The 22,486-nt window shown below is 53.0% G+C and carries 20 protein-coding genes; 13 read left to right on the top strand and 7 right to left on the bottom strand.

Annotation, left to right across the window (positions count from 1 at the left end):
• The first annotated feature begins 39 nt into the window (after positions 1 to 39).
• Positions 40 to 255: a hypothetical protein gene (locus KNP60_RS07175; protein WP_214797194.1), complete on the top strand. Its 216-nt coding sequence runs from the start codon at positions 40 to 42 to the stop codon at positions 253 to 255.
• 29 nt (positions 256 to 284) lie between these two features.
• Here KNP60_RS07175 and KNP60_RS07170 read toward each other — a convergent pair whose 3' ends face one another.
• Positions 285 to 2,072 carry a transglycosylase domain-containing protein gene (locus KNP60_RS07170; protein WP_251128534.1) on the bottom strand — a complete coding sequence of 596 codons (1,788 nt, stop codon included), beginning with the start codon at positions 2,070 to 2,072 and terminating at the stop codon, positions 285 to 287.
• 152 nt (positions 2,073 to 2,224) lie between these two features.
• On the opposite strand from KNP60_RS07170, the gene KNP60_RS07165 reads away from it, so the two are divergent.
• The 4 genes from KNP60_RS07165 to KNP60_RS07150 are packed head-to-tail and all read left to right on the top strand — an operon-like array spanning position 2,225 to position 8,420.
• Positions 2,225 to 3,379, top strand: coding sequence for a glucose-1-phosphate adenylyltransferase (locus tag KNP60_RS07165; protein WP_131438225.1), 1,155 nt, complete (start codon positions 2,225 to 2,227; stop codon positions 3,377 to 3,379).
• 34 nt (positions 3,380 to 3,413) lie between these two features.
• On the top strand, positions 3,414 to 4,514 hold the full coding sequence (gene glgD, locus KNP60_RS07160; RefSeq protein ID WP_214752363.1) for a glucose-1-phosphate adenylyltransferase subunit GlgD: 1,101 nt from the start codon (positions 3,414 to 3,416) through the stop codon (positions 4,512 to 4,514).
• A gap of 11 nt (positions 4,515 to 4,525) precedes the next feature.
• Entirely contained in the window at positions 4,526 to 5,965 is a 1,440-nt protein-coding gene (glgA, locus tag KNP60_RS07155; RefSeq protein ID WP_214752365.1) for a glycogen synthase GlgA, read from the top strand.
• A gap of 22 nt (positions 5,966 to 5,987) precedes the next feature.
• A complete protein-coding gene (locus tag KNP60_RS07150) occupies positions 5,988 to 8,420 on the top strand; it encodes a glycogen/starch/alpha-glucan phosphorylase (RefSeq protein ID WP_034776498.1) in 2,433 nt (810 codons plus the stop codon).
• A gap of 17 nt (positions 8,421 to 8,437) precedes the next feature.
• Here the strand turns inward: KNP60_RS07150 and KNP60_RS07145 are convergent, their stop codons facing one another.
• Positions 8,438 to 9,256, bottom strand: coding sequence for a sulfurtransferase (locus KNP60_RS07145; protein ID WP_251128239.1), 819 nt, complete (start codon positions 9,254 to 9,256; stop codon positions 8,438 to 8,440).
• 99 nt (positions 9,257 to 9,355) lie between these two features.
• Between KNP60_RS07145 and KNP60_RS07140 the strand changes: the two genes are divergently transcribed.
• The 3 genes from KNP60_RS07140 to KNP60_RS07130 all read left to right on the top strand — a co-directional run bounded on the left by KNP60_RS07140 (position 9,356) and on the right by KNP60_RS07130 (position 12,614).
• Positions 9,356 to 11,083, top strand: coding sequence for a phospho-sugar mutase (locus KNP60_RS07140; RefSeq protein ID WP_214797192.1), 1,728 nt, complete (start codon positions 9,356 to 9,358; stop codon positions 11,081 to 11,083).
• 125 nt (positions 11,084 to 11,208) lie between these two features.
• On the top strand, positions 11,209 to 11,967 hold the full coding sequence (locus KNP60_RS07135; RefSeq protein ID WP_034776504.1) for a transporter substrate-binding domain-containing protein: 759 nt from the start codon (positions 11,209 to 11,211) through the stop codon (positions 11,965 to 11,967).
• Positions 11,964 to 12,614, top strand: coding sequence for an amino acid ABC transporter permease (locus tag KNP60_RS07130; protein WP_214797191.1), 651 nt, complete (start codon positions 11,964 to 11,966; stop codon positions 12,612 to 12,614). Before KNP60_RS07135 ends, KNP60_RS07130 begins: the two co-directional genes overlap by 4 nt.
• Before the next feature lie 345 nt (positions 12,615 to 12,959).
• Here KNP60_RS07130 and KNP60_RS07125 read toward each other — a convergent pair whose 3' ends face one another.
• Both KNP60_RS07125 and KNP60_RS07120 read right to left on the bottom strand, forming a co-directional pair.
• The gene (locus tag KNP60_RS07125; protein ID WP_034776508.1) at positions 12,960 to 14,060 is read right to left on the bottom strand and encodes an ABC transporter ATP-binding protein; all 1,101 of its coding nucleotides are present in this window, start codon (positions 14,058 to 14,060) and stop codon (positions 12,960 to 12,962) included.
• Between the two features lie 103 nt (positions 14,061 to 14,163).
• Complete coding sequence (locus KNP60_RS07120) at positions 14,164 to 15,021, bottom strand: PucR family transcriptional regulator (RefSeq protein WP_353048135.1); 858 nt, start codon at positions 15,019 to 15,021, stop codon at positions 14,164 to 14,166.
• A gap of 70 nt (positions 15,022 to 15,091) precedes the next feature.
• On the opposite strand from KNP60_RS07120, the gene KNP60_RS07115 reads away from it, so the two are divergent.
• From KNP60_RS07115 to KNP60_RS07100, 4 genes are all read left to right on the top strand, one after another.
• Positions 15,092 to 16,183, top strand: a complete 1,092-nt coding sequence (locus KNP60_RS07115) for a DUF445 domain-containing protein (RefSeq protein WP_214797209.1) — start codon at positions 15,092 to 15,094, stop codon at positions 16,181 to 16,183.
• Positions 16,184 to 16,218: 35 nt separating this feature from the next.
• Positions 16,219 to 16,590: a YlbF/YmcA family competence regulator gene (locus KNP60_RS07110; protein WP_034776512.1), complete on the top strand. Its 372-nt coding sequence runs from the start codon at positions 16,219 to 16,221 to the stop codon at positions 16,588 to 16,590.
• 129 nt (positions 16,591 to 16,719) lie between these two features.
• Complete coding sequence (locus KNP60_RS07105) at positions 16,720 to 18,492, top strand: SLC13 family permease (protein ID WP_034776514.1); 1,773 nt, start codon at positions 16,720 to 16,722, stop codon at positions 18,490 to 18,492.
• 61 nt (positions 18,493 to 18,553) lie between these two features.
• Positions 18,554 to 19,045 (top strand): hypothetical protein, encoded by a 492-nt coding sequence (locus tag KNP60_RS07100; RefSeq protein ID WP_052090078.1) that lies wholly within the window; start codon positions 18,554 to 18,556, stop codon positions 19,043 to 19,045.
• A gap of 32 nt (positions 19,046 to 19,077) precedes the next feature.
• Here KNP60_RS07100 and KNP60_RS07095 read toward each other — a convergent pair whose 3' ends face one another.
• From KNP60_RS07095 to KNP60_RS07085, 3 genes are all read right to left on the bottom strand, one after another.
• Entirely contained in the window at positions 19,078 to 19,296 is a 219-nt protein-coding gene (locus KNP60_RS07095; protein WP_034776515.1) for a YhzD family protein, read from the bottom strand.
• A gap of 39 nt (positions 19,297 to 19,335) precedes the next feature.
• Complete coding sequence (gene dinB, locus KNP60_RS07090; RefSeq protein WP_235420122.1) at positions 19,336 to 20,427, bottom strand: DNA polymerase IV; 1,092 nt, start codon at positions 20,425 to 20,427, stop codon at positions 19,336 to 19,338.
• A 61-nt stretch (positions 20,428 to 20,488) separates the two neighbouring features.
• Entirely contained in the window at positions 20,489 to 21,406 is a 918-nt protein-coding gene (locus KNP60_RS07085) for a magnesium transporter CorA family protein (protein WP_052090080.1), read from the bottom strand.
• Positions 21,407 to 21,578: 172 nt separating this feature from the next.
• Between KNP60_RS07085 and KNP60_RS07080 the strand changes: the two genes are divergently transcribed.
• Complete coding sequence (locus tag KNP60_RS07080; protein ID WP_233004917.1) at positions 21,579 to 22,451, top strand: HD domain-containing protein; 873 nt, start codon at positions 21,579 to 21,581, stop codon at positions 22,449 to 22,451.
• The last annotated feature ends 35 nt before the right edge of the window (positions 22,452 to 22,486 follow it).

The raw sequence follows: 22,486 nt of genomic DNA, 5'->3' as shown, positions 1-22,486 counted from the left end.
GAAGAGATGGGCTTGCGGCTTTAGCCGTGGGAGTGTCAAATGAGAATCGAGTCGGAACTGACCGAACGAGGGGACGTGCTCACGTTCGTTGATGATGCCGTTCGAATTCAACACGCGACATATTCGCTCGGCAACGGACTCTTCTTCAACAAGAACGGGCAGACGTTGTTCAATCCGTGGAAGCTGATTCATGAGGATGAACTGTTTGAGTCATGGGGAAGTTACGGATACCATACTTATCGAAAACAGCAATAAGGTCAGGGACAACTGTCCCTGACCTTATTTTAGCGATGGGCTTCTGTCCAAATGATGGCAGGATAGGCCCGATTGGCGAGTTCCGGGAACGGCCGAGGGGTATCGGCACCGAGCCAGATAGCCGTGATTGTCTCATCGGTCAAGCCGACGTACCACATGTCCTTATGCGAGTTCGTCGTACCGGTCTTGCCGCCGACATAAGGGCGTTTGATTTGACCGGCATACCGTCCGGTCCCGTACGTCGTGACGGAAGACAACGCCTCGCGCATCGTCGCGACGGTCGATTTCGACCAGACGGCTTGTTGCGTCACGCTTGGCGTGAGCGTTGGGGCTCCCGACTCGAAACGAATCTGTTTGATGGTTTGACCTGACACGTACACCCCTTGATTTAAGAAAGGGGTATAGGCGGCGGCGAGTTCTTTCGGTGACACGCCCTGAGTCAATCCGCCGAGCGCACTGGCCAGGCTGTTATCCGTTTTAGCGTCCCATTGGCTGAACATTAGGTCGGCCGTGACGAACGCCGTTTCCTGGTCAATCGCGGTGAAGGCAGCGAGCGCCGGCGTGTTGTAAGAGTATGCGACCATATCGCGGAACGATACATCCCCGAGGACGCGATTGCCGCTGTTTGTCGGACAATATGTTCCGTAACAGACCGGCCGGCCATCAAGGATCGTATCGAGTTTCGCACCGGTCTCTTCGATGAAAGGCGCGAAGACGAGGACCGGCTTGATGGCCGACCCGGGTTGACGGAACGCTTGCGTGGCCCGGTTGAATTCACCGCTCTGAGTCATTTCTGAATCAACGAGGGCGACGATCCGGCCTTTCGGCGTCAATTCAGCATAGCCACCGTTTAAACCGTTCGGCAGTTTCGTCATCACTTGTTTTGCTTGTTGCTGTCGGGCGACAGACAGATACGTGTCAATCGTCGCTTGATTCGTCGCCAAGTAGTCTCTGGCCGCGTCTTCATCGAGATCGTAACGTGAGCGGACGAGTCGGATCGCTTCTTTCATGACCGTATCCATATAATCGGGATAGCGGACGACGTGCTGGCGATAGGTCGCCTTCAGCTTCACACCGTGGTGCGTCTCGTAAGCTTGCTTCGATAGCACGCCGGCATCCCGCAGTTGAGTGAGGATGCGGTCCTTACGCTCATAAAATCCGGATGAAGGTTGGAGCGGATCATAGAGGGAAGGATTGTTTGGTACGGTCAACAGGAAAGCGATTTGATTCCAATTTAAATCTTCGAGCGGACGAGCAAAGTACGTATCGGCAGCTGCTTGGATGCCATAAACGTTATATCCAAAGAAGATGACGTTACTGTAGGCGGTCATAATTTCTTTCTTACTATATTGTTTTTCCAAGGCTCGAGCGAGTAAAAGTTCTTTCACTTTACGTTCATATGTCCGCTCGTGCGTCAAATACACGTTACGAGCCAACTGCTGCGTAATCGTACTTCCGCCCTGTAACGACGATTCATTGGCGTTGTGAATGAACGCCCGGGCAATCCCGCCGAGGTCGTACCCGGGGTGGGCGTTGAACTTACGATCTTCAATGACCATGATCGCCTCACGGATATGGGCCGGCAAGCGGGCGACGGAGACGTCATCACGTCGGCCGCTCAAATAGAGCTGTTCTGTCCCGCCTTTATACGTCAATGTGACGGCATGCTTCGAAGCGAGCGGGGCCGCATCGACTGTCTTTTCGCCCCACGTCAAAATCTGCTTCGTCTGTTCAATCTCCTCTTTCAACGCCCCGCTGATTGTCAGACCGGTGGCTAGCAAACCGGCAAAAAATAGTGTCCCAATCCACGCTCGCATCGTCTCACCTCTCTCTTTATTCATTATATCGTCAATCTTTAGATAAAATTCAAAATGTAAACGTTATCATATAATAATTTGAGCAGGAATACATTAGGAAATAGAGAAAGAGGGTAATAGATGTTTATATTATGAATTTAGGAGGCTGTACTATGAAGCAAGAAATGGTTGCGATGCTCCTCGCAGGAGGAGAAGGGAAACGACTCGGGCCTCTCACACGGAAGACAGCGAAGCCTGCTGTCAACTTTGGAGGGAAGTACCGGATCATCGATTTTCCATTATCGAACTGTACCAATTCGGGAATCACGACGGTGGGCGTGTTAACACAATATGAACCGCTTGAGTTGAACCGTTACCTAGGCATCGGGTCGGCCTGGGACTTGGACCGCCGCAATGGAGGCTTGGCCATCTTACCGCCATACCAAGCGCAGTCGGGAAAAAACTGGTACGAAGGTACGGCCAATGCGATTTATCGGAACTTGAGCTATATCGACGATTACGATCCGGAGTACGTGTTGATCCTATCGGGGGACCACATTTACAAGATGGATTATGAGAAGATGCTCGATTTCCATAAAGAGAAGCAAGCAGACGTCACGATTTCAGTTATGGAAGTCCCTTGGGACGAAGCACCGCGTTTCGGGATCTTGAACACGAGCGATGATCTTCGCATCAATGAGTTCGATGAGAAGCCGGAGAAACCGAAGAGCAACTTGGCTTCGATGGGGATTTATATCTTCAACTGGAAAGTGCTACGGGAGCACTTGATTCAAGATGCAGAAGACGAGACATCAAGCTTCGACTTCGGTAAAAACATCATTCCGAACACGCTCCTCGACGGTTTAGACGTGTTCGCGTATAAATTCAAAGGTTACTGGAAAGACGTCGGGACGATTCAATCGCTTTGGGAAGCCAACATGGACTTACTCGAAGAAGATCCACCGTTTGATCTATATGATCCGGACTTTAAAATCTACTCGGTCAACCCGAACCAGACGCCACAGTTCATCGGCAAAGATGCCTGTGTCGAACAGTCGGTCATCAATGAAGGTTGCCGGATTGAGGGCGAAGTCCAACATTCAGTTTTGTTCTATGATGTGCGCGTCGGTGAAGGCTCGCTCGTCAAAGACTCGGTTATCATGCCTGGAGCACGAATCGGAAAAGATGTAACGATTCATAGAGCCATCGTCGCGAGCTGTGCCGTCATTGAGGACGGTGCGACGGTCGGTGAGCCGGGTGGTGAGATCGTTGTCATTGAACCACATGAAAATATCGAGAGCGGCACAGTCTTCAAACAACGTGCTTAATTTAAAAAAAGACCGACGCAAGGAGGCGTTACTGTTGACGAATGATTTGTTAGGGGTCATCAACCTAGGGACCGAAGAGGGCTTGTTTCCAGAATTTACGGGGCATCGCAATTTAGCGGCTGTCCCGTTCTCTGGGCGTTATCGCCTGATTGATTTTACATTGACGAATATGATTACCCAAGGCATCAACCAAGTGGGTATTTTCACGCTCGATAAATATCGCTCGCTCATGGACCACTTGGGTTCAGGGAAAGAATGGGATTTGGACCGTTCGCAAGGCGGGCTACACATTTTCCCGCCGGCGCTCAAGCCTGACGGGGAAGCGTACCTCGGCGACTTGGCCAACTTCTCGATGCACCGCGAACACTTCGTACGCAGCAAACAGCCGTACGTCGTGATCACCGGATCGAACGTGTTGACGACGATCGACTTCCAAGACATGCTCGAGCATCATAAATCAATGGGCGCGGACATTACACTCGCTTATACCGGACACGAACAAAAATGCGGCTATTGCCGCCCGATTCGTCTCGGCGAAAACGACCGTGTCGTCGGCATCGGTGAGCGCGGATACACCCCGGACGATGAGTATACGTATACCGAGACGATCATCATGTCGAAAAACTTGTTCCTTCGTCTCGTCGACGAAGCGACGTCAAGAGGCGAGTACGATTTGCTCGACGGTGTCATCCGTCCGCAGCTTCATCGTCTGCACGTACACGGCTATCACTATACTGGAAAAATGCAGGTGATTCATTCTGTCCTTTCATACTATAATGAAAGTATGCGCTTACTTCGTCAGGAAGGGATTATCTATGACTTCCCGCATATCTATACGAAGATTAAACATGAGCCGCCGACCCGTTATTTGAAAGGGTCGAAAGTGAATGAAGCGCTCGTTGCAAACGGCTGTAAAATCAGCGGAGAAGTTCAAAACAGTATTCTCTTCCGCGGTGTCGTCGTCAGTGAGCACGCCCGTGTCAAAAACTCAATCATTTTATCCAAGTCGATCATCGAAGAAGGCGCTGTCGTCGAGAACGCCATTTTAGATAAAGAAGTGGTCGTCAAACGAGGACAAGTCATTCGAGGTACGGTCGACGAACCGATCGTCATCGGAAAACGGACAACGGTTTAAAGGGGGATATTATGAAAATATGGTATGTCGCTTCAGAAGCGGCACCGTTCATGAAAACGGGGGGGCTTGCCGATGTCATCGGCTCGCTCCCTCAAGCGGTGTCTGGCCTCGGTGAAGATGTGAGTGTCGTTATGCCGAAGTATGGCTCGATTGCTCAGGAATATGTGGACGAGATGGAGTATCTATTCGACTTGATCGTACCGGTCGGATGGCGCAAGCAGTTTGGTGCCGTCCTGAAACTTGTGCGCGATGGGGTCACGTTCTACTTTATCGATAACGAGTACTATTTCAAACGGGAAGGCGTGCTCTACGGCCATTACGATGATGCCGAGCGGTTCGCATTCTTCTCTCGGGCCGTCCTTGAGATGATCGGGAAACTCGAAGCAGAGGAGATCCCGGACGTGCTCCATTGTCACGACTGGCAAACGGGCGTCGTCCCGGCCTTTTTACGGATTCATTATCAACACCTCGAGGCGTATCAACGCATCCGTACGGTGTTCACCATCCATAACCTGCAATATCAAGGCATCTTCCCGGAAGCGGTCCTCGGCGAGCTGTTACAGTTCGGTCCGGAACACTTCACAGCAGAAGGGATTCAACATAACGGTCTCGTCAACTACATGAAGGCCGGAATCGTTCATTCCGATCAAATCACGACGGTCAGTCCGTCGTATCGCGACGAGATTATGGAACCGTACTACGGGGAAGGACTCGACGCGGCGCTTCGGTACCGGTCAGTTGACGTCCGGGGCATCTTGAACGGCCTTGATTTGGCGACGAACGACCCGAGCACGGACAAGCGCATCGCGCAAACGTATGACCTCGATACGGTGAAGGAAGGGAAGCTCGTCAACAAGCGCGTCCTGCAAGAGCGGTTTGGTCTCGAAGTACGTGACGACATCATGTTGATTGGCTTTGTCAGTCGACTCGTCGAGCAAAAAGGGCTCGATTTGATCGAAGCCGTGAGTGAAGAGCTCGGAAACTTGGACTGTCAGTTCGTCTTCCTCGGATCGGGTCAACCCGAATACGAGGGCATCGTTCACGAGATGACGGCGACGCATCCAGGCAAGGTCGGGTCGTATATCGGCTTCGACATTGAACTCGCACACTTGATTTACGCGGGATCGGATGCATTCCTCATGCCGTCGCGCTTTGAGCCGTGCGGTCTGAGCCAACTTATCTCGATGCGCTATGGGACGCTCCCGATCGTCCGCGAGACGGGTGGGTTACGCGACACGGTCAAGCCGTATAATGAGTACACACAAGAGGGTACGGGATTTGGTTTCTTGAATTACAACGCCCACGAGATGCTCGCGACGATTGAGAAATCGATTCGTGTCTTCTACGACGACAACAATTGGAACGCCCTCGTCCATCAAGCGATGACTGCGGACTTCAGCTGGAAACAATCCGCGAAGCAATACCGTGAGTTGTATCACCTATTCGCATGACCGGAAGGAGTTTTACACACATATGTTTACAGATAAACAGAGCTTCGTCACTTCATTTCAAGAGAGATTCGTCGCATTAAACGGAAAGTCGTTTGATGAAGGGACCGAGCAGGAAGTGTATCAAACGTTGGCAACGATGGTGCGCGAACAGGCGATCCCGAAATGGATCAACACCCGCGACAAGCACGAAGAAAAACAGAGTAAACAAGTCATTTATTTCTCACTTGAATTTTTACTCGGCCGTTTTCTGTATAACAACCTGCTCAGCATGGACGTCTTAGAAGTCGTGCAAGAGGGGTTAGACGAACTTGGTTTCAACTTCACCGACATCACGGAATATGAACCGGAACCGGGGCTTGGGAATGGCGGACTCGGTCGTTTGGCGGCATGTTTCCTCGATTCCCTCGCCGCGCTCAGCCTGCCTGGGCACGGGAACGGGATTCGTTACCGTTACGGCTTGTTCAAACAAAAGATCGTCGACGGCTATCAAGTCGAGTTGCCGGACAACTGGCTCCGTGATGGCAACATGTGGGAGACACGCCGGGCTGACCGGGCTGTCGACGTCAATTTCGGCGGTTGGATCGAGATGCGACAAATTGGGGACCGGCTTCGCGTCGTCCACCATCCGGATGAAGTCGTCCGAGCCGTGCCTTACGACATGCCGATCATCGGCTACAAAAACGATGTCGTCAACACGCTCCGTCTTTGGAACGCCGAGTCACCGTTTGATGACGAGGAGTACATGGAACGGACGAAAGGTTCGTACAAAGACTTGCTCAAATACAAGCAGTCGATTGCGACCATCTCTGAGTTCCTCTACCCGGACGACACGACATATGAAGGAAAAGTGTTGCGCTTGAAGCAACAGTACTTCTTCGTTTCGGCGGGCGTTCAGTCAATGATCGCGTCTTACTTACGTCATAATAAATCGTTGAAGCACTTGGGCGACCATTACGCCGTCCACATCAATGACACGCATCCGGTCGTGGCCATTCCCGAACTCATGCGGATTTTAATGGACGACCACGGTTACGGGTGGGATGAGGCGTGGCGTGTGACGAAGAGCGTCATGTCGTTCACGAACCATACGCTTCTCGCCGAGGCGCTCGAAAAGTGGCCGGTCGAGATGTATGAACGGTTATTGCCGCGCATTTATCAAATCATCACCGAAATCAATCGCCGCTTCTGTAAAGATGTGCTCGTCAACTATCCACATCTCGAGCCGCACATGGGCGAGATCGCGATCGTGTCGAACCAACACATCAACATGGCGAACCTTGCCGTCGTCGGCTCGCACTCGACGAACGGAGTCGCCCGCATCCATACCGATATCTTGAAACAACGTGAGATGCGTCATTTGTATGAGATGTTCCCGTTGCGCTTCAACAACAAGACGAACGGGATTACGCATCGCCGCTGGCTCCTCAAGTCAAATCCGCGACTCTCGAACTTGATCACCGATGCGATCGGTTCGTCATGGATCGAACACCCGAACGATCTTGAGAAGTTGATGGGCGTGTCAAAAGATGCGAGCTTCCAAGAACAGGTCATGAACGTGAAGCAACAGAACAAACTTGACCTCGCCGGCTACATTCAAGCAGAGACGGGCATCGCCGTCGACCCGGAGTCGATTTTTGACGTTCAAGTCAAGCGGCTCCACGCTTATAAACGTCAATTGATGGACGCGATGCATATCCACGCGCTCTATCAGAAGATTCAAGCGGACCCGACGTTCACGATGGTGCCACGGACGTTCATCTTCGGTGCGAAGGCGGCGCCGGGCTACTATTACGCGAAAGAAGTCATTCGCTATATCAACGCGCTCGCGGCCATGATCAACAACGATAAGCGGGCGAGCCGCTTCATCAAGATCGTCTTCCTCGAGAACTACCGCGTCTCGATGGCGGAGCGAATCTTCCCAGGTTCGGATTTGAGTGAACAGATTTCGACGGCGAGCTACGAGGCGTCAGGTACCGGCAACATGAAGTTCATGATGAACGGTGCGCTCACAATCGGGACGCTCGACGGGGCCAATATCGAGATTCGCGATGCGGTCGGGGACGATCATATCTTCATCTTCGGATTGACACCACAAGAAGTCATGAACTACAAGAAGTTCGGTGGCTATCACGCGGCCGACATCTATCATGCGAACACGGAAGTGCGTAACGTCGTCGATGCCCTCGTCAACGGAACGTTCGACAAAGTCGGAGAATACCAATTCCAAGCCATTTTCGACTCGCTTCTCGTCTATAATGACGATTTCCTCGTGTTGAAAGATTTCGCGTCTTACATGCAGGCGCAACGACGCGTCGACGAGGTGTTCTCGGACAAGGCACGCTGGGCCGAGAGTTCAATCGTCAACACGGCCAAATCGGGAATCTTCTCGAGTGACCGGACGATCACGGAATACGCGAACGCCGTCTGGAACATCAAACCGACGAGCGTGAAATAAAAAAAGCGATCCACCCGTTACGGGTGGACCGTGTTTTCTGGATAACTGATCCAATCAGAGTAAGACCCTGGGTACAGCCGGACGTCATCTTTACCGAGGGCGTGTAACGCCAAAATGTTCACGCAGGCGGTGACTCCGCTCCCGCAATAGAAGATGGGGTTGGGGACGTCGAGGACGTTGGCGTACAGCTCTCTCAAATCATGAAAATCTTGAAGCGTGCCGAGGTCGGTGACGGCTTCGGTATACGGACAAAGGACGGCGTTCGGGATATGGCCCGGTTTGCGATCAATCGGTTCATGACTGCCGTCGTACCGGTCGGCCGTCCGTGAATCATAGAGCCCGCCCGTGACCGTGGCGGCACGGACGTCTTCAATCGTCGCAATCATCTCGTCTTGGAACGCTGGGACGTAATCTGAGGCGGGGTAGGACGGAACGTCCGTCGTCGTCTCGCCGCAGTAAGTGATTCCGGACTGAATCCCGCCCTCGAGCACGATGACACGCTCATGGCCGGCCCATTTGAATAACCACCAAGCACGGGCGGCATAAGGGAATCCGTCATCGTAAATGATGATCAAGTCATCTTTTTGAATCCCGATCCGGCGAAGCGTCTCGGTCCATGCTTCTTTTGACGGCAGTGGATGGCGTCCGCCGTGAATGGACACGGGACCGGATAAATCTTCCATCAAATCGAGGAAGACGGCGTTCGGGAGATGCCCCTGTCGATACACATACTTTCCGTATGAGGCGTCGTTTAATGAATAACGACAATCAATAAAGCGAATCGAGTCCGTATGGACGATGTGTTTCAATTCTTGGGCACGCATAGTTGGAAACATAGTATCACCTCGAAGTTTCGTTACTCCCATCGTATACAAGATGGAACAAATTGGCGAGTACTTCGATTGAATTTTTGAATGTCGAAAGGGGAACTGACCATGACATGGCAACAGACATATGACCGATGGAAACAACACGAGGCGCTCGAACCGCACTTGCGCGCCGAGCTTGAGGAAATGGAGCAAGACGAGACGTCGCTCGAGGACGCCTTTTATAAGACGCTCGAATTCGGGACGGGCGGTATGCGCGGGGAAATCGGACCAGGTGCGAACCGGATGAACATGTATACGATTCGTAAGGCATCGCAAGGATTCGCGGACTTTATCGCTGCCTCGGGCGAAGAAGCGAAACGTCACGGCGTTGTCATCGCCCACGACTCACGTCACTTCTCGCCGGAGTTCGCGCTCGAAGCGGCGCGTACGCTCGCCTCGAACGGGATTAAGACATACTTGTTCCCAAGCCTGCGGGCCACACCAGAGTTGTCGTTCGCCGTCAGACATTTAAACGCATTTGGAGGCATCGTCATCACGGCGAGCCACAACCCGCCAGAATATAACGGTTTTAAAGTATACGGTGCCGATGGCGGACAGTTGCCACCGGCTGAGGCCGATGAGCTCGTCTCGTACGTCAACGCAATCGAAGACGAATTAAAGATCGAAGTCCAAGATGAAGCCCCACTCCGCGCCGACGGCACGCTCGTCACCGTCGATGCGTCGGTCGATGCGGCTTATATGGAGGCCCTTCAATCGATTCGCATTCATACGGATGTGCAAGGAGACCCGCTTAAAATCGTCTACTCGCCACTCCACGGGACGGGACGTCGCCCGGTCATGGAAGGGTTGAAGGCGTATGGATTTGAACATGTCACCATCGTCGAGGAGCAGGCCGAGCCAGACGGGGCGTTCCCGACGGTCAGTTATCCGAACCCGGAAGAACGGGCCGCCTTTGAGCTCGCGATGCAATACGGCGATCGTGTCGGGGCCGACTTGCTCATGGCGACGGATCCGGACGCCGACCGTGTCGGTTTCACGGTCCGTGACCGCAACGGCGAATGGTTCGTCTTGACGGGGAACCAGACCGGGGCGCTCCTCATGGATTACATTCTGTCTCAAAAAGTCGAGACGGGGACGCTTCCGACGAACGGTTTCGTCGCGAAGACGATTGTCACGTCTGAACTTGGGGCGGCCATCGCTAAGGCGTATGGGGTTCACCTCGAGAATACGCTCACCGGCTTCAAGTTCATCGGTGAGAAGATCAAACAATATGAAGAATCTGGTGAATATACGTTCTTGTTCGGCTACGAAGAGAGCTACGGGTATTTGATTGGCGACTTCTGCCGTGACAAGGATGCCGTCCAGGCGTGCTTGCTCGGCGCTGAGATGGCAGCCTTCCATAAACAACAAGGACGCACGTTATACGATGCGCTCCAAGCTGTGTATGAGAAGTATGGCTTCTATGAAGAGTCGCTCCAATCGATGACATTGAAAGGGAAAGCCGGTCTCGAACAGATCGGCCGGATGATGGAGGCGTTCCGCGCCAATCCGCCGCAGGAAGTCGGAGGGTACGAAGTCGTCCGCTTTGAAGACTATAAGCAACAAGTCGCGACGAACTTGCGTCAAGGAGAGACGGAAGCAATCGAGTTGCCGTCGTCGAACGTACTCAAGTTCATCTTCGAGGATGGCTCATGGTTCTGCCTGCGTCCGTCTGGAACGGAGCCAAAAATCAAGTTCTACTTCAGCGTCCACGCCGATAGCGCTGAGAAGACGACGGTCAAACGAGAGGCGATTGAACGAGATGTTATGAAACAAGCGAAAGCAATCGATTAAGCGAGGACCACTGCCCTGACGAGGGCAGTGGTTTTTGTTTGACATTGAATGCCCCCGTCAGTATGATGAGGTTATTGTTCAAAACCATGTAATCATATAAGGATTATCAGGAAGGCGGAATTCATATGAAAAAATCGTTAACAGCAGTACTCGCTATCGGCGCATCGTTCGGGGTGCTCGCAGCATGCGGCACAGAGACAGACAGCGGTTCAGAAGAAGCCGTCATCACAGTCGGAACAGAAGCGACATACCCGCCATTCACGTATAAAGATAAAGGTGAAATCACAGGGTATGACATCGATGTGTTGAATGAAGCGGCCGAGCGTGCCGGTTACACGGTCGAATACGAGCCGATGGACTTCAAAGGACTCGTTCCAGCACTCGACGCGGAACGCATCGACATGATCGCCAACCAGATGAGCATCACGCCAGAACGTGAAGAGAAATACGCGTTCTCAGACCCATACGCCGTCTCAGGCGCACAAGTCATCGTCGCATCAGACAATGAGGACATCCAAGGCATCGACGACCTCGACGGCAAAGTCGTCGGCTCGACACAAGGATCGGTCTACGCCAAGCTCGCTGAAGAAGCTGGAGCTGAAGTCAAGTTCTACAAAGGCGCGAACCAAGTGTTACAAGATCTTCAAGTCGGACGTCTTGACGCAGCGCTCAACGACCGTCTCTTCATCTTGACGGAGCTTGAGAAGACGGGTTACGACGTGAAAGCGGTCGGTGACGTCTTCAACAAGAGCGAAGCGGGCTACATGACACGCCAAGACTCGGACGTGCTCGATAAGTTGAACGACGCGCTCGCTGAGATGCAAGAAGACGGTACGATGGCTGAAATCGGTGAGCAGTACTTCGGTGAGGATATCAGTCAATGAATGAACTGATCACGACCGTCATCGAGAACCGTTCGGCCTATGTAGAAGCCGTACAATTGACGTTGATCGCCAGTATCCTGTCGATTCTCCTCGCCTTGGTGCTCGGTCTGATCATCGCATTACTTCATAGCAGTCCAATCAAAATCGTCCGTTTGTTCACGCGCACGTATATCTCGTTCTTCCGCGGGACACCGCTCTTGTTGCAACTTCTCATCTTGTACGTCGGTTTGACCGGATTCGTGCAGTTGAGCGGGATGCAGGCGCTCATCTTTGGTCTAGGCCTTCACTTCGCGGCCTATATCTCGGAAGCGTTCCGGGCGGCGATCAATTCGGTCGACCAAGGACAAGTCGAGGCGAGTGTCGCCCTCGGCATCCCGCGTGCGAAGCGCTTCAAGGATATCATCTTCCCCCAGGCGCTATCGCGTGCGATCCCACCGGTGTCCAACTCGGTCATCGATATTATCAAATCGACGTCGCTCGGTTCGGTCATCGCCGTCCAAGAGTTGACGTACGTGTCGGACCAAATTGCCGCGACGACGTATCTCGTCATGCCGCTCCTCTTGTTCTCGGCATCGATCTATTGGATCTTGTCGACGCTCATCCAGGCAGGGCAGCATCGTCTCGAACGTCGATATGCGATTCGTTGACACAAAGAAATCCCTTTGATTCTAAAATCGAAGGGATTTCAGCTTCCTAACCAGCATTAATTAAATCGCTCGTCCTTCCGGCGCCCACGCTTTCCGCAGGCAATCCCGGAGCCGCATCGCGACGCGCGTCGCTGCTGGGTCTCCGTTGGATTGCTTTCCTGCAGGAGTCGGGGCGCCATCGGACGAGCAACACAAACGGTCACCATCTGGTTGCCGTTTGTGTTTTTTCGAGTCTTTGAGCTCTTCGCGCACAAAAAAAAGACGAATCAAATCGCAATATACGATTTGATTCGTCAATAGCCTGAAAAATCCCTTCGATTGCAACCAATCGAAGGGATTTTTGTATTAACGGATGACTTGTTCTGTTTCCGTGTCGAAGAAGTGAGCTTTCGTCATATCGAGTGCGAGTGTGACGTCATCACCCATGTGGATGTTCGAACGTCCATCGATGCGAGCCGTGAACTGGTGGCCACCAAGTTCGGCGTACAAGTATGACTCAGCGCCCATGAGCTCGGCGACGTCGATATGTGTGCGGAACGTGTGCGTCGTTGGTGAGTCGATGTAGATCGGCTCATCGTGAATCGATTCTGGACGGATTCCGAGGACGAGCTCTTTACCGACGTAACCGCGGTCACGAAGACCTTTCATTTTGCCTTCAGGGACGTTGATTTCTTCACCACCGACGAGGAACTTCCCATCAGCCAATTTACCGCGGAAGAAGTTCATTGAAGGTGATCCGATGAAGCCGGCTACGAAGATGTTGTCCGGGTTTTCATATACTTCTTTCGGCGAACCGACTTGTTGGATGATTCCGTCTTTCATGATAACGATGCGAGTCGCGAGTGTCATCGCTTCCGTTTGGTCATGGGTAACGTAAATCGTCGTCGTGTCGAGACGGTTGTGCAATTGGATGATTTCTTTACGCATCTGAACGCGAAGCTTGGCATCCAAGTTTGAGAGCGGCTCATCCATCAAGAACACTTTGGCATCACGGACGATGGCACGGCCGATGGCGACACGTTGACGCTGACCACCAGAGAGTGCTTTCGGCTTACGTTGAAGGTATTCTTCAAGTCCGAGGATACGGGCCGCATCTTGGACGCGACGATCGATTTCATCTTTCGGGAACTTGCGAAGTTTCAAACCGAACGCCATGTTGTCATACACACTCATGTGCGGGTAAAGGGCATAGTTTTGGAAGACCATCGCGATGTCGCGGTCTTTCGGTGCGACGTCGTTCATGCGCTTGCCATCGATGATGAAGTCCCCGCTCGAGATTTCTTCGAGTCCGGCGATCATACGGAGTGTCGTCGATTTACCGCAACCTGAAGGTCCGACGAAGACGATGAACTCGCGGTCCTTGATGTGCAAGTTAAAATCGCTGACTGCCTTTGAGTCGCCACCTTCGTATATTTTATCAATGTGGTTCAATTGAATTTCTGCCATGTCGTTAGCCTCCTGGGAATCTGTTCTTGTATAATAGCGCTTACAAGATTGATTATACGGTGAAACCGCTTGCATTGGATATGTACACGTTGCACAAAAACGATTACTCAGATTTGTGCAACGTGACAATGAGTTGAAGCAAACTCGCATCATAGAATTGGCGGGCATCGTATCCCGTCAGTTCGTACAGCCGATCGAGCCGATAATTGAGCGTATTTCGATGCATGAACAGTGCTTTAGCCGTATGGGATACGTTTAAAGAGTGGGCGAATAATGCCTCTAACAGCTCGATGTTCGTCTTGTCGAGCGTCGTATATACGGCCTCGATCAATTGGAGACGTTCGGCAAAAGTCTCATGGTCTTCTAGCAAGTAATGGTATAATAGTTGACTAGCAGGGTAAGCTTTAGTAGAGAGTCTCGCGAACGGGCGCAGCGTTTGATGTTGTTGATACAGTGTCCCTAACACACCGAGCGGTCGCTCGCTATAGATGACATGGGCCTCAACGTAGCAATCGCTCGCCACGGCTCGTAACACGTCCTCGAACTCGGACAAATCGACGAGTTGATTCATCTCGATGATTTCCACGTGATGTCGCGTCATGACGACGATTTCCGCTTCAGGCATGAAATCGTGCAATATCTCTAAAAATTGCTCGAGCGATTCCGGCTCTTGATAATGGAGCGACAGCGACAACAACCGAAATGGTTGGGCGATTCGATACGAATCTGTGAGCAAGCGGTCTTGCCATTTCTCTTGACGCGGATCACGCGTCGTTACAAACGGTGTCGCCGACCATTCAAGCAGCTGTCGTTCACGCTCGCTCAATTCCATTTTGGGTAGTCCAAACACGGTCCCATCGTGTGCTTGGTACCAGATGTAGTCTCCGGATGCATCTTCCGACCGATGGACAACGGTCGGGAAAATCGATTTAATACGATCATACGTAGTCAATACAATCACCTCTTCAAACAATGTATCATATTTCAGAACGGAGGCAGGCAGTTTGGACAGTCTACTAAAAATATTCATCATGATCGCCATCGGGGCGACAATCGGGGGAGTCACGAACTTTCTCGCTATCAAAATGTTGTTTCGGCCCCATCATCCTAAATACATCGGGAAGATGAGAGTTCCGTTCACCCCGGGGTTGATCCCGAAACGTCGCGACGAATTGGCAACGAGCCTCGGGAAGACGGTCGTCAAGCACTTGTTGACGCCTGAAGGGATGCGTAAGCGCCTGCTCGATGAACAAGTCGGTAGTCATATTACCCACTTCGTGCAAGGTGAGGTTCGGACGATGCTTCGTTCAGACAAGACGATTCGTTCGCTCATCGAACCGCTCTATCCCGATGCGGAGACACGTGTGTTGGGAGAAGCGGATACGAAGCTCCGGCAAGAGCTCCGACTCGTCCTTGCGGATGTGAAGTCGCGTCAACTATATGAGCTTCTCGGTGAAGACGGGATGGACCGTGTCCGCGGCATCATCCCCGAAATCGTGGACGCCCTGCTCGTCAAGTCAGAAGAATACTTTTATTCGGCTGAAGGCGAGGCGCAACTTCGGCACATGGTCGACTCGTTCGTCCAACGTCGGCTCGGTTTCATCGCCGGGTTCGTTCAAAACTTGAATTTCGTCGAAATGATTCGTCCGGAGATTATCAATATCTTGCGAGGTGGCTCGACTCGGTCTGGCATGGCGACGATGATCACGCGCGAATTCGAGCGGTTCAGTGAACGCTCGGTCGATACACTGCTCGACGACCGATTAGAGGAACGGTTGATTGACGGTGTGACGACGGAAGTCGTCTCGCGTCTCCCGGTTGGGGAACTGCTCGATCGGACCGTCCACTCCTATACGCGGGACGTCGAAGACCGTGTCGTCGAAGAACTCGTGCCGAACGGCGTGAGGCTCGTCATCACGCGCTTCACGGATCAAATGGAGACGGTCATGGATCGCCTGAAAATCGATCAAATCGTTCAAGAGCAAGTGAGCTCGCTCGATACCTCGTACCTCGAAGAGATCGTCCTTTCGATCTCAAAACGAGAGTTCCGGGCAATAACATGGCTTGGCGCCTTATTAGGTGGTATGATTGGATTGATTCAAGGGTTGATTGCCATCGTTTGATCGGCACGCCCTAATAGTTTTTAGGAGGACGTCACATGTCACAATCAAACTTGTACGATCATGCTTACCAATTGGAAAAAGCACTTCGCGATTCTGAGGAGTTCACAAATCTCTCTTCACTATACGACCGTGTCAATGCGGATGCAGAAGCGAACCAGTTATTCGCTGACTTCCGTGATATCCAAATGACGCTTCAACAGAAGCAAATGCAAGGCGAAGAAATCTCTGAACAAGAGATGATGGATGCGCAGACAAAAATGATGGGCGTTCAACAAAACGAATTGATCATGGAGCTCATGCAAGAAGAGCAACGCATGCATCAACTGGTCACAGAAGTGACGAAAATTATCATGAAGCCACTTGAAGAGCTCTACGCTCCGATGGTGAATGATAACGAAGTTCAATAACAGTGAAGCGGATGGCAATCGAGCCATCCGCTTTTTTGTTGCCTAGATTGTCACCCAATTCATGATAGCGCTTACATGAAGCGTGGTATACTCTATTTGTAGGTCATTTCACAAGAAAGGGTGGACGTCATGGTCACCTTGGTGATTTTAGCCGTCATGATCATCGGTTTTATCGGAGGTTGGCTCCGGGCCGACTTGGTCGCGCTGATTGGTCTCCTCTTGCTCGTTTTGACAAATCAACTGACACCGGTCGAAGCGATGGCCGGTTTTTCGAATTCGGTCGTGCTCATGATCGCCGGACTGTTCATTGTCGGTGCCGGGTTGTTTCACACCGGCCTCGCCGAACGGTTAGGGGCCGCTCTCATCCCGTACGCGAAAGGGAGTGAAGTACGTCTCTTTCTCGTCCTCATGGTCACCGTGACGTTTTTGTCGAGCCTAATGTCGAACACGGGAACGGTCGCTTTGTTGATTCCGGTCGTGCTCGCCATGTCAAGGCAGATGGGGACGAGCCCGGCGAAATTGCTCATGCCGCTCGCCTTTTTCTCAAGCATCGGTGGGACGATGACACTTATCGGAACGCCACCGAACCTAGTCGCCGCGGAGACGCTCCGAGGCGCGGGGGGAGCGCTTGGATTTTTTGCGCTCTTGCCGATTGGTCTCGTCGTGGCTGTGGTCGGACTGTTATATTTCTATGTCATTGGGAACCGTCTGCTCGGGGCGGGGGATGTTCGTTCGTCGGCGGCCCATCCGTTGATGATACCGCAAGTAGCCGTCTACGCGCTGTCCATCACGAAAGGACACCGCCTCGTCGGTCAGACGCTTAGTGACGTCAAGTGGTCACGAGACGGCCTGGTCGTCGTCGGCGAACACCGAAAAGGAGTGGTCCATCGGTTTATCACGGCCCGAGCCGACACAGTGCTTACGGAAGGGCGTGTCCTCGTCAGTGGCGATGAGACGGATGTCCACCGCATCGCCCGACAAGAAGGATTGGTCGTCGAGCCGGTTAACGTCAAAGATGTGTACGGCAAAGAGTCGGGCGTCGCCGTTTTCACGATTCCGACCGACAGCCCGCTCGTCGGCCGCTGTTTGTCCGAAAGCCGGTTGCGCAATGAGTATCGATTGAACGTGCTTCAAGTCGTACGCCCGAACGAGGAAATCGCCATCACCCGATTGAAAGATGTGCCGCTCGAACGAGGCGACATGCTTGTCGCCCAAGGGGAGTGGGCCGACTTAGAGCGGGTCGGAAACGAGACGCACCTCTTGCTTGCCAATGAGCACGTGACCGACGTGGCTAATCGGGCCGTATCCGAACGTCATCAACTAGCAGCGGGATTGATCATGCTCGGAATGGTCACGCTCCTCGTGTTCGAGTGGGTCGACCCGACGGTAGCGGTATGGCTCGCGGCGCTTGCCATGGTGCTCACCGGAGCCGTCCGCCAAATGGACGTCGCGTATCAATCGATTCAATGGTCCTCGCTTCTTTTGATCGCAGCGATGATCCCGGTCGGCCAAGCGCTCGACAATGCTGGGATCATGGCGTGGCTCGTCACATGGATCAGTGAGTCGTTCGGGCAGGCTGGTCCGGTCTGGGTGCTCGTTGCGCTCTTCGTCGCGACGATGGTGCTGAGTCAAATCATCTCGAACACGGCGACGGCCGTCTTATTCGCTCCGCTCGCACTGTCGCTCGCCTCGGCACTCCAAGTCAGTCCCGTCCCGCTCGTCGTCGCCGTCGCCATCGCGGCCTCGCTCGCGTTCATGACACCATTCGGGTCACCGACGAACGCGATGGTGTTCGGCATCGGCGGCTATCGCTTCTTCGATTTTGTCAAAGTCGGCTTGCCGCTTCAGGTCGTGACGGCGGTCATCGCCATCTTCACGATTTTGTTCATCTTCCCGTTTTGAAGGAAATGTTGTTTGCTCTGCCGAATGTGTAAAAAAATGCTAAACGGTGAGGTGAGAGATGATGTGGAAACGAGTTGGGATGATTTTGGCTGTGTTCTTGCTTGCGGCCTGCTCGAATGAGAGCGAACAGCCGGCACCGACGCTCGGGGCGGACGCCAAAGTGGCCAAGGCGTACTTAGAGGAGCAAGGCTATGACGTCGTCTCTTATAAAGGGAATAGAATGTCGAGCTTTGAAAAGGCAGATCTGCTTGAGTTGCCAACGCAAAGTACGTGGCAAGTCCAGATGACGCCGCCGGATGACTATATTGGACGTGACATTCGACATGAGAACTTCATCGTCCGCAACCATCCGCTCGATGAAGTCGCAGAACTCGGCCAGACGAACGTCTCGGTCATGATGGTGGACGGCGAGGTCATCGGCGGGACGTCGTATCCGGATTCGGCCGAGCCGCTTACCGGAGCGAGCTATTCACTCGATGGGAAGACGGCGGAAGAGCTGCATCCCGATTACATGGAGTGGCGCAGCGAGTGGGAAGCCAAATATAGCGAATGAACAAGCGCCTCGGGATTCCCGAGGCGCTTCTGTTATGAGGCCGTGCCTTTCAGTTTTCCTGGCAGTTTACAGCGCTCGAAGTAGATGAGTTGGCCGCGACGTGCGATGCGGGCCCCTTTATGGAGATGCCCGGCTTCCTCGAGCATCGCGAGGCCTTTCGTTTTCGCCTCGTCATCGCTTGCCGCGGTAAATGAATCGTTCAAGACGACCGTGCCGTCGTTCTCGAACGCTGTGATCGTATACTGTTCCATCCGTTCGCCCCCTTTGCTTCCATTGTACTGAATGGTCATTCATTCTTCAAGCGAAGGTTTCGTCAGCTCCTCGAACGTGAGCTGACGGGCCGTTTCGGTACGCGGAATCAACTCTGAGACCGTCATCCCGATCAAGCGGACCGGTTCGGTGATCGCCATCTCGTCAAACAGACGGCGGGCGAGCCGTTTAATCTCATCATGGTCGTGCGTCGGGTGGTTCAGTTTGATTTGATGGCTCCGGGCTTGGAACTCGCTCGTCTTAATTTTGATCGTCACCGTCTGACAGCTGAGCTCGCGGCGGTCGAGCTGATGGAGTACGTCTTCGATTTCCGGGACGACACGTTCATACACTTCTTCCGGGTCATCGAGGTCAAACGCGAACGTCGTCTCGGAGCCGATCGATTTTCGTTCCCGCGTCGGCACGACGGGGCGGCTGTCCCGGCCGTGGGCAAGCTCATATAACTGATTTCCCCGGTCGTGGCCGAAGATGGCCTTCAACTGCTCGGGGCGGGTGCCCTGCAAATCGGCGATCGTATGGTAGTCGTGCTTGAACAACGTCTGGGCGGTCACTTTGCCGACCCCGTGCATCGTCGTGATCGGGAGCGGGGCGAGGAACGTCTCGACGTCAGCCGCCTCGACGACCGTCAGTCCGTTCGGTTTGTTGAATCCTGAGGCGATCTTGGCGACGAACTTCGACGGGGCGACCCCGGCCGAAGCGGTCAGTCCGGTCCGCCGTTTGATTTCCCCGAGGATGTAGCGCGCGATATAAGGGCCCGACGTGCTCATGAGCGTGTTTTCTGTCACGTCCAAGTACGCCTCGTCGAGCGAGAGCGGTTCGACGAGCGGCGTAATCGATTTGAAAATGGCCATCACCTGTTGGCTGACGTGCCGATAGACGTGAAAGCGCGGTTTGACAAACGTCGCCTGAGGACAGAGCGCGAACGCCCGCCGTGACGACATGGCGCTGTGCACGCCGTATTTTCGCGCCTCATACGAACAAGTGGCGACCACCCCACGGCTGTGAGGGGCGCCACCGACGATGACCGGTTTATCGCGTAAGTCAGGGCGGTCGCGTTGTTCGACCGAGGCGTAAAACGCGTCCATATCGACATGGATGATCAATCGTTCCATGAACATCACCTTTCTGTATCATCTGCTCCTTTCAGTATACCGAACTTTTGTTCGTTTTTTGCTAGTTTTGCTTATTTCGTTTGCTGCGCTGTTTATCTAACTTCTCTTGGCTACGGATTTGATTCGGGAATTGCAGGAGCGACCCAATCCAATTTTTTTGCTTCAACCAGAAATAAATCAAAACCGTGAAGCCGATGATCATAAGCCAGGCGAACAAATAGCCGAGCGGCCACTCGAGCTCGGGCATTTGTTTGAAGTTCATGCCCCAGACCGCACCGAACGCGACGACGGGCGTCGTCAAGGCCGTGAAAACGGTGAGCGCCTTCATGATCTCGTTGCCACGGAAGTTTGACAACGTCGCGGCCAAATCGGTCATCGCGATGACGTCTTCTTGGTAATGTTCGATCAACGTCAGGAGCCGATTGACGCGATATTTGGCGAGACGATACGCTTTCAATTCGTTTAAGTCCATGTCGAGAAACGCCTCGCGCCCGGCCATGAGCAGTTCGCGGTACGGGACGACGGTATCGGACCATCGTTCGATTTCGCTACGGAGCCCGAAAATCTCATTCATGAACTGGGGCGGCACTTGCCCGCTCATCTCGCGCTGGGCGACCATCAACCGTTCTTCATATTCATCGATGCCATGAAAGTAATAGTCCATCTTTTCAGCGAGCAAATCATAGAACGCCTCGATCGGGGTATCGTATTGCTTGGCCGCCACTGACTGGCAATAGACGTCATCAAACCCGATCGTCCATAAGAAATCCCGGGTCACGAAGTAGTGCCCGATCTTTTGCGGTTCACGCTCGAGCTGTTCATAGTCGAGCGTGAGCGAGCCATACATATAGTCTTGCTCGACAATGATTTTTGTGACTTTCGCCGTCGTCAACTGCTCGAGCCAATACGTGTACGCTTCTTCATAATGATTGTCGACCTGTACGATTTCTTCGGGTCGTGTATACCATTTCCAACTCATCTTCCATTCCCCCAATTTCCTTCTCCCTCAAGTATTCCCGCTTTCCTAAGAAAGTTGGCATCTCACGTGAACTTTCGTTAAGATGAAGGTACTGACAAGAAGAGAGGTGCTTTTTTTGACGACTACTAAAATCGGTCAGCTCAAAGTGGGCGACACGTTAAACCAATATGTCATGATCAAACAATCCTATCGAGGACTCGCCGGAAATGGCAAACCATATTTGACGCTCATTCTTTGCGATGAGAGCGGAGAGATTGAGACGAAAGTATGGGATAGCGCCGACACGGATAAATATGCGACGAAGAAAATCGTCCACGCTTCCGGAGAAGTGATGGATTACCGCGGGCGGACCCAACTGAAGCTCAAACAAATCTCCATCATCGAAGGGGAGACGGACATCGCGCCATACGTCCGTTCGGCACCTGTACCGAAGTCGGAACTCGAGACGGGGATCCGCGGCTATATCGATGCGATCGGACACGCGGGCATGCGTGAGCTCGTGACTGCGCTCGTCGACCGGAACGAAGAGGCTTACTTCACGTATCCGGCTGCGGTGCGACACCACCATGCGGTCTATTCGGGCCTTGCGTTCCATGTCTTGTCGATGCTGAAACTCGCTGAAACGATGTGTGACCTGTACCCGCAATTGAATCGTGATTTGCTCGTCTCAGGTGTCGTGCTCCACGACTTGGCGAAAGTAATCGAGTTGTCGGATGCGATCACGCCGGAGTATACGCTTGAAGGCAAACTGCTCGGCCACTTGTCGCTCATGGCGTCTGAAATCGAGGTCGTGGCCCGAGAACTCGGGACCGAACGCGAAGTCGTGACGTTGCTCCAACATCTCGTCCTCAGTCATCACGGGAAACCGGAGTGGGGATCGGCGAACGCGCCACAGCTCCCGGAAGCTGAGATGTTGTTCTTCATCGACAACATCGATGCCCGGATGAACATGTTCGAGAAGGCGTTCGAGGGGATCGAACCCGGAGCGTTCACTGAGCGGGTCATGGCACTCGATAACCGTGCGTTTTATAAACCGAAGCTATGAAGGCATACAAAAAAGACGTCCCGCGGGACGTCTTT

Origin of the sequence: Exiguobacterium sp. s5 (genome assembly GCF_018618075.1) — a bacterium.
GTDB classification, from domain to species: Bacteria; Bacillota; Bacilli; order Exiguobacteriales; family Exiguobacteriaceae; genus Exiguobacterium; species Exiguobacterium mexicanum_A.
Note: the sequence above shows the minus strand (reverse complement) of the source record. Positions and strands in the feature narration are given on the sequence as shown.

Bases quoted from the DNA above. Each gene is read 5' to 3' on its own strand.
- KNP60_RS07175 (WP_214797194.1), top strand. From the start codon at position 40: ATGAGAATCGAGTCGGAACTGACCGAACGAGGGGACGTGCTCACGTTC.
- KNP60_RS07170 (WP_251128534.1), bottom strand. From the start codon at position 2,072: ATGCGAGCGTGGATTGGGACACTATTTTTTGCCGGTTTGCTAGCCACC.
- KNP60_RS07165 (WP_131438225.1), top strand. From the start codon at position 2,225: ATGAAGCAAGAAATGGTTGCGATGCTCCTCGCAGGAGGAGAAGGGAAA.
- glgA (WP_214752365.1), top strand. From the start codon at position 4,526: ATGAAAATATGGTATGTCGCTTCAGAAGCGGCACCGTTCATGAAAACG.
- KNP60_RS07150 (WP_034776498.1), top strand. From the start codon at position 5,988: ATGTTTACAGATAAACAGAGCTTCGTCACTTCATTTCAAGAGAGATTC.
- KNP60_RS07145 (WP_251128239.1), bottom strand. From the start codon at position 9,256: ATGTTTCCAACTATGCGTGCCCAAGAATTGAAACACATCGTCCATACG.
- KNP60_RS07140 (WP_214797192.1), top strand. From the start codon at position 9,356: ATGACATGGCAACAGACATATGACCGATGGAAACAACACGAGGCGCTC.
- KNP60_RS07135 (WP_034776504.1), top strand. From the start codon at position 11,209: ATGAAAAAATCGTTAACAGCAGTACTCGCTATCGGCGCATCGTTCGGG.
- KNP60_RS07130 (WP_214797191.1), top strand. From the start codon at position 11,964: ATGAATGAACTGATCACGACCGTCATCGAGAACCGTTCGGCCTATGTA.
- KNP60_RS07125 (WP_034776508.1), bottom strand. From the start codon at position 14,060: ATGGCAGAAATTCAATTGAACCACATTGATAAAATATACGAAGGTGGC.
- KNP60_RS07115 (WP_214797209.1), top strand. From the start codon at position 15,092: ATGATCGCCATCGGGGCGACAATCGGGGGAGTCACGAACTTTCTCGCT.
- KNP60_RS07110 (WP_034776512.1), top strand. From the start codon at position 16,219: ATGTCACAATCAAACTTGTACGATCATGCTTACCAATTGGAAAAAGCA.
- KNP60_RS07105 (WP_034776514.1), top strand. From the start codon at position 16,720: ATGGTCACCTTGGTGATTTTAGCCGTCATGATCATCGGTTTTATCGGA.
- KNP60_RS07100 (WP_052090078.1), top strand. From the start codon at position 18,554: ATGTGGAAACGAGTTGGGATGATTTTGGCTGTGTTCTTGCTTGCGGCC.
- KNP60_RS07095 (WP_034776515.1), bottom strand. From the start codon at position 19,296: ATGGAACAGTATACGATCACAGCGTTCGAGAACGACGGCACGGTCGTC.
- dinB (WP_235420122.1), bottom strand. From the start codon at position 20,427: ATGGAACGATTGATCATCCATGTCGATATGGACGCGTTTTACGCCTCG.
- KNP60_RS07085 (WP_052090080.1), bottom strand. From the start codon at position 21,406: ATGAGTTGGAAATGGTATACACGACCCGAAGAAATCGTACAGGTCGAC.
- KNP60_RS07080 (WP_233004917.1), top strand. From the start codon at position 21,579: ATGATCAAACAATCCTATCGAGGACTCGCCGGAAATGGCAAACCATAT.